Source organism: Methanofastidiosum sp., from assembly GCA_035362715.1.
Taxonomy (GTDB): Archaea; Methanobacteriota_B; Thermococci; order Methanofastidiosales; family Methanofastidiosaceae; genus Methanofastidiosum.
The window spans coordinates 42,404-49,024 of the sequence record DAOSDU010000013.1 but is presented as its reverse complement, the minus strand read 5'-3'; the positions used below and the strand labels follow the sequence as shown (position 1 = coordinate 49,024).

General features: G+C 34.3%; 6 protein-coding genes. 2 read left to right on the top strand and 4 right to left on the bottom strand.

Annotated elements, in window-relative coordinates; all coding sequences use genetic code 11:
- On the top strand, positions 1–567 hold a 567-nt coding region (locus tag PLI06_08300), incomplete at its 5' end, for a transglutaminase-like domain-containing protein (protein HOI77591.1).
- A gap of 1 nt (position 568) precedes the next feature.
- Positions 569–1,330: a transglutaminase domain-containing protein gene (locus tag PLI06_08295; GenBank protein ID HOI77590.1), complete on the top strand. Its 762-nt coding sequence runs from the start codon at positions 569–571 to the stop codon at positions 1,328–1,330.
- Position 1,331: 1 nt separating this feature from the next.
- On the opposite strand, the gene PLI06_08290 is transcribed toward PLI06_08295, so the two are convergent.
- The 4 genes from PLI06_08290 to gatD form a co-directional block, all read right to left on the bottom strand.
- The gene (locus PLI06_08290) at positions 1,332–2,036 is read right to left on the bottom strand and encodes an acetate--CoA ligase family protein (protein HOI77589.1); all 705 of its coding nucleotides are present in this window, start codon (positions 2,034–2,036) and stop codon (positions 1,332–1,334) included.
- Complete coding sequence (locus tag PLI06_08285; GenBank protein HOI77588.1) at positions 1,987–3,396, bottom strand: CoA-binding protein; 1,410 nt, start codon at positions 3,394–3,396, stop codon at positions 1,987–1,989. Before PLI06_08285 ends, PLI06_08290 begins: the two co-directional genes overlap by 50 nt.
- A 70-nt stretch (positions 3,397–3,466) precedes the next feature.
- On the bottom strand, positions 3,467–5,338 hold the full coding sequence (gene gatE / locus PLI06_08280) for a Glu-tRNA(Gln) amidotransferase subunit GatE (GenBank protein HOI77587.1): 1,872 nt from the start codon (positions 5,336–5,338) through the stop codon (positions 3,467–3,469).
- The gene (gene gatD / locus PLI06_08275; GenBank protein HOI77586.1) at positions 5,328–6,617 is read right to left on the bottom strand and encodes a Glu-tRNA(Gln) amidotransferase subunit GatD; all 1,290 of its coding nucleotides are present in this window, start codon (positions 6,615–6,617) and stop codon (positions 5,328–5,330) included. The genes gatE and gatD overlap by 11 nt, the downstream gene beginning before the upstream one ends.
- Positions 6,618–6,621: the final 4 nt, after the last annotated feature.

The following is a 6,621-nucleotide window of genomic DNA, read 5'->3' as shown; positions in this document are numbered from 1 at the left end:
AATAATCTAAGTGAAGAAGAGAAGTCTCTTCTTGAGATACAAAATAAACTAAATCAAGAAGTTTTTTCTTACAATGTTTATGAATCAAAGGATCCAAGAGATTTTGTTGATATCAATGATTCTCTAGTCTTAGAGACTTTAAATCAGATTATTACACCTAACATGGGCAATGCGGAAAAAGCAAGGGCAATATTCAATTACACGAGAGATGAGATCTCAAAGGATGAAAAACTTATACGAAATGGAAGGATTGATTACTGGAACTATCCCAAAAATATTATTAATAGTAAAAAAGGCCAATATGAAGATAAAATAATTTTACTCATATCTATGCTTAGGTCTGCCGGATTTAAAGAAAATGAAGCTGAAGTAGTTGGGGCAAAGATTAGTCTACTTGATTCAACTTCTTCAGATATATGGGTAGAACTCAAATTGAATGGAAATACCTATTTGCTTTTGCCTAGGGAGAATAATAATTTTGACTCATTTACCAAAGATACCATCTATAAAATGTATAGTGTCCAAGAATTATACAGATTTAATGATAAAACTTTAATGAGGTCATAAATTGAACAGCAAACAGTTTAAGATATTAATTATTCTATTAATGGTAATTGCTTCGCTATTTTTTGCAGGCTATTTAATTAGATATTACCAATTTGCCAATAGTCTAAATCAAGAAAAAAGTTTGGAAAATACCCTTTTTTATAATACTCAAGAAAAATCAAATATCCAAGATAAAATAAAGATTATGGAAGCTAGAATTGAAGCTGAAAAAGAGGATATAACTGACCTCCAAACAAAAATATCAGAAAGAGAGCAAAGTGTGAGTGGTCTTAAAGAACAGATCAATACTTATGAAAAATTAATTAAATATGACATGACAGTCTTCATAACACCTGATTCGGATAATATTAAATCTTTCGCAAATGACATTAACACAAATGATCCTGTCCAAATATACAAGTTTGTGCGTGATGAAATTAAATATGTCGAAGATTATTTGACTTACGATTATAGATTTGAATATTGGCAATTACCAGAAGAAACTCTTAGGATAAGGACAGGAGACTGCGAGGATCAGGCTATCTTATTATGCACTTTATTTAGGGCTAAAGGATATGGCCCAGATGATGTAAAAGTCGTATTTGGACTAACATCTGAAAATACTGGCCATGCCTGGGTAGAACTTTTTTATGAAGGAAATTGGGTTGTTTTTGATCCAACAAGTAGTGCGAATGAGTATATTGAAAAGACACGTTACTATTCATTAATCAATGCTAATTATAAAGGTTCTTTTAACGATGTATTTTATGAAGTAATGGAGTAGATTAATCTATTACAATCAAGGCATCTACAGCGACTGCACCTTTTTCACACACAAAAACTGGATTTAAATCAAGTTCTTTTACTTCAGGGAAATCAGATACAAACTTAGATACTTTAAGTATTATCTCTACAAGTGCATCTATATCAGAAGGTTTCTCACCTCTGACTCCACAAAGCATTTGGTGGGATTTAATTTCAGAAATCATTTCGTAGGCATCTTCTTGTTCTATCGGGACAATTCTAAAGGAAACATCTTTTAATACCTCAACAAAGATTCCTCCTAGACCAAACATAAGTACATGGCCAAATTGATTGTCCCTGGAAACTCCTATGATAACTTCCCTTTGTTTTGGCATCATATGCTGGACTATTACTCCACGTATATCTGCAGTAGGGTCAAACTTTTTTGAGTTTTCAAGTACTCGTCTATAGCCTTCTAAAATATCTTCTGCTTTTGATAGATTAAGAATTACAGCACCCGCATCAGTTTTATGTTGGATATCAGGAGATGCAACCTTTAATACTACAGGATACTCAACTTGCCTAGCAATTTTAAGTACTTCTTCTTCAGATGTTGCAATTCCTTCTTTTGGCACTTTAATACCATAAGCTTTCATAATTTCCTTAGCTTCATGTTCCATCAATGAAGTTCTACCTTCAGACCTTACAAACTCCAATATTCTCTTTACGCTCTCTATGTATATCACCTCGAACTATTGCATGATTAACTAAGGCATATGCTGCTCTTGCTGCTCGCTCGGGGGACGGGTAAACTGCTAATCCCCCTTCTTCCAATTTTTTAAAGTATGGAGTAATTATCTCTCCTCCTGCCCCTAATATAATCATGGGTTTTTCAGAGCTCTTTTTAATATTAAGAACGGTATCAACAGAGTCCAAAGATAATGTGGGAACTTGAAGTAACAAAATAACAATAATCAAACCTACGTCTTTATCCTCTAAAAGTGCTTTTAGTCCAACTTCATACCTTTCTTTATCTGCATCGCCCACTAAATCCATTGGATTAGAGACAACTACTCTTTCGGGAAACTGTTCTTTTAGTTTCATTATAGTATCTTCTCCTAGATTAGCAAGTCGGAGCCCGTTCATCTCCAATGCGTCTGCGGTCATTACACCTAAGCCACCAGCATTAGTTATTATTGCAATCCCATCGCTCTTGGGAAAAACCTGCTTTTCTAAGGCTTTGGCCATATCAAAAAGTTCTTCAAAATTATTTGCCCTTATTATGTGGGATTGTTTAAATGCTGAGTCATATATTATGTCCTCGCCTGCGAGACTTCCAGTGTGACTTGAAGCGGCTTTAGCTCCTGATTTAGTCTTACCTGATTTTAATGCTAAAATAGGGATCTTTTTTGATACCCTCTTTGCTGATTCCATAAATCTCTGGCCACGCCTTATCCCTTCTATGTATAAACAAATCACTTTTGAATTTTCATCATCACATAAGTAGTCAAGAAGATCTGCTTCATTTACATCTATTTTATTACCATAACTTACAACATTAGATATACCAATTCTTTCCTTACTTGTCCAATCTAAGATAAGCCCTGCAAATGCTCCACTCTGTGAAAGAAATGAAATTTTGCCTTTAGCAGGGTATGAAATTTTATCTTTAGACAAAAAGATTGTATTTACCCCAGAAAAATTATCGTAAATACCTATACAGTTAGGGCCAATTATCCGGATTCCATATTTCTTGGATATTTCTAATAATTTATCTTCTCTTTCTTTTTCTCCAATCTCTGAGAATCCCCCTGAGACTATAATTACCCCTTTTACGCCTTTTTTACCACATTCCTCTAAAACATCACTGACAAATGGTGCGGCTATGGCAATAACTGCCATTTCAATTTTGTTAGGCACATCAAGTATGCTTTTATAGCTAGGTTTACCAAAAATATTCTTTTGTTTTATGTTAATTGGATACAATTCTCCGGGAAAATCTTCAGTAAGATTCTTCATTATTTCATAGCCCACGCTTCCAACTGTATCTGAAGCGCCTATGACCGCGATAGAAGAAGGATTAAAAAAGAAACTTAAATCTGTCATACTCTCACACATTATTTTGAGAGCTATTAATTTAAATATATTGTGTAGGTAAAATTAAATGATAAAAAATTTAAGAAGATTTGAGAATTTCTTCTATTTTTTCTTTTAATATTTTGTTTATTACACTTCCGTCAACTTTTCCTCTGAATTCCTTCATGCATAGGCCCATTAATGGAGAAATTGCACGATCCCCTTTTTCTAATATAAAATCTCTTTTCTCCTTTATTATCCTTTCAATTGCTGATTCAACATCCAAAGAACTATTCTCTGAGGAAAAATCTGACAGAACTTTTTCAATATCTTCTCCCTTTGATACTCTCTTCAAAACTTCTTCTATACCTTCTTTTGCAATTATTCCTTTTGATACTTTTTCAAAAAGCAAGTATAGAGTTACGTCGTCAGTTACATATCCTTCTTCTTTTTCCAAATTTTTAGAAAGATCTAAAGCCTTAATAAAGATAGTAGATTTTATATCAAGGGTGGTTGATACTTTTTCAAAAAGTTCTGGATTTTCATAAACAATTCTTTCTGCTTCTTCCTTTTTAAGTGCATATTTAGAAACGAATCCCTTTACCTTTTCATCGAATGTTTCAGGCAGATTTTCACTAATAGTTTCTACTAGTTTTGTATCGATAGTAAATGGTAGAATGTCAGTTTCAGGATACATTCTTGCCCTACCTGGAAGAGGTCTCGAATATTTAGAATTTCCATCTTCTAAGGCATCTCTAGTTTCATTCGGTACTCCGGAAAAAGCTTTTTTACATCTATCAAATATCTCTTCTAAGGCCTTGTGGCAGATGTTCTCTTTCCCGGTAATAATAACAAAAGAATCCAGTTCATTTATTTTCAATTTAGTTTTTATCTTGTTAACTTCATCAACACTAATACCATAATTTGGAAGCTCGTCTATGTGGAATAAGCCCGATAATCCATATGTTTTCGCATGGTCAGCTAATTCAGTTCCAAATCTTCTGCCTTTTTGAATTTCTTTTCCAAGTATACCTTTGAAATTTTTCAATTTAATGCCATAGACAGCGCCGTTCTTTTTAATTGAACTTGCAATAATCTTGGATGAAGTGTTGGAAAATATATCGGTCAATTCAATAATTTTTAATTCAAGGTCTTTTTCAGAACCTTTGTTATCCAATTCCTTTTTTATTTCGACAAGATTGATTTGTCTTTCTATCTCTCTTTCAACCCATAGAGGTATCATCTCTAACTTCTGAACTCCTTTTAGTTCAACTCTTCCTCCTTCTCGGATGGAAACATTGAGGTCCTGCCTTATCGTACCTAGCCCTCTTTTTACTTTTCCTGTGGCCCTTAATATTTGCCCCAGAATATAGGCTGCCTCTTTTGCTTGTTCTGGATTTGATATATCAGGACCCGTTGCAATTTCAACAAGCGGGATCCCCAATCTATCCAGTCTAAAAGTCTTGGTAGTATCGTCTTGGCTAATTAATCTCGCCGCATCCTCTTCAATGCATACTGTGAGAATGGAGACTGGCCCATCTTTTGTCTTGATGTGTCCATCTGTTGAGATAAGCATAGTCCTCTGAAAAGCTGAAGTATTTGAACCATCAAGAACCGTTTTCCTCATTACTTGAATTTCCTCAATTATATTAGAATTTAGAAGTAAAGATACTTCAACACCAATTACTTTAGCTTCGTCAGAAACAAGATGAGGGGGTTCCTCGTCAAGCTCAACTAGACAATTTGTATCATAATATTGATAAATATAGGTTTTACCCCTCATATATTCTTTCAATGCAGCAACATCTACTTCGCCTATCTCAGACGGCGTTGGTCTAAGTTTTCGTTCAACAGTAAAGATAGGATCATCAGTTCTAAGAACTGTTGGACAATGACAAAATAGTTTTCTTTTAGTATTTAGTTGCTGATGAATCTCTAATCCTACTTTAAGGCCGAGTTGCTTATAGTCCATTCTTATCACCTTTTATGCGGTAATTTATCTCGCCAGCCATATTATCAAGCATATTTCTCTTGACCTCAAAGTAATCGTTTGTATGGCCCAGAATCCATGAAAGCTTAAGATATGCCGTTTCTGGTAACATGTCCTCTGCATATATTACTCCCATTTCCTCCATTATCCTACCATTCGAGTAAACAAAAGGATCCACTCTTCCAAAAAGACACTGTGTAGCAAAAACAATGATTATTTCTTCTTCTCTTGCTCTTTTAATAGAATCTACCCATGAGAACTTCTCATTTATTGTATCAGTTGGCACATGACCAAGGGCCGATGCCTCAATAACTAATCCCTTGTATCCTTTGTCTATATAATAATCAAGAATTTCAGGATTAAAATTTGGATATGCCTTAATAATAGCAGTTCTTTCTTCCATCTCTATATCTGGGTATACTTCATTTTCATCATTTCTTATCCTATAATCAGATAGTTTCTCAATTTTCCCATTCATGGAAACTTTGGCCAATGGAGAGGTATTGATAGGCTTAAAAGTATCCCTTCTAGTAGAATGCATCTTTCTAACTTTTGTTCCTCTGAGGACATTGCAATAAGTATCGTCCATTTCTCCATGCATGACAATTACTGCTTCTCCGATATCAGAATGCCCGGCAATATATGAGGCGCAAATGAGATTCATAGAACCGTCAAAACTTCCCCTATCTGGGCTTCTTTGTGCACCCACAAGGCAAACTGGTTTTGATAGATTTTGGAGCATAAAAGATAATGCAGAAGAAGTATAATGAAGCGTATCTGTACCATGGGTGATAATAATTCCCTTGGAACCAGAATTTAATTCTTTTGCCGCTTCTTTAGCTAGAATTTTATAACATTCAAATGTCATTGATTCTGAAGCTATCTGGAATGGAGAAGAGATATTTCGAAATGTTGCGATATCGGACAGTTCAGGGGCCATGAAAAAGATTTCTTCTGGTTTCATAAGCCATCTTACCCCTCCAGTTTCATAATCTACTCTAGATGCTATTGTACCTCCAGTCGAGATTAGAGATATTTCAGGAATATCCTTTCTTTTTTCAAACTTTACTTCAGAAAAAATTTTTGGCTTTTGTTTTTTCTCAACGTTAATAATTTTAACAGAGTCTCTTCTAAAACCTATATTATATCCATTAGGTAATTTAATAATAATTGAATCTTTTTTTGGGGAGGGTATTACTATTCCTTCGTAACTAATTTCGCCCTTCCTTATTGTAATTACATCTCCAACTTCTGGTTCCATATCT

Coding starts and splice junctions, on each gene's coding strand:
- gatE (HOI77587.1), bottom strand. CDS start 5,338: ATGGACTATAAGCAACTCGGCCTTAAAGTAGGATTAGAGATTCATCAG.
- gatD (HOI77586.1), bottom strand. CDS start 6,617: ATGGAACCAGAAGTTGGAGATGTAATTACAATAAGGAAGGGCGAAATT.
- PLI06_08285 (HOI77588.1), bottom strand. CDS start 3,396: ATGACAGATTTAAGTTTCTTTTTTAATCCTTCTTCTATCGCGGTCATA.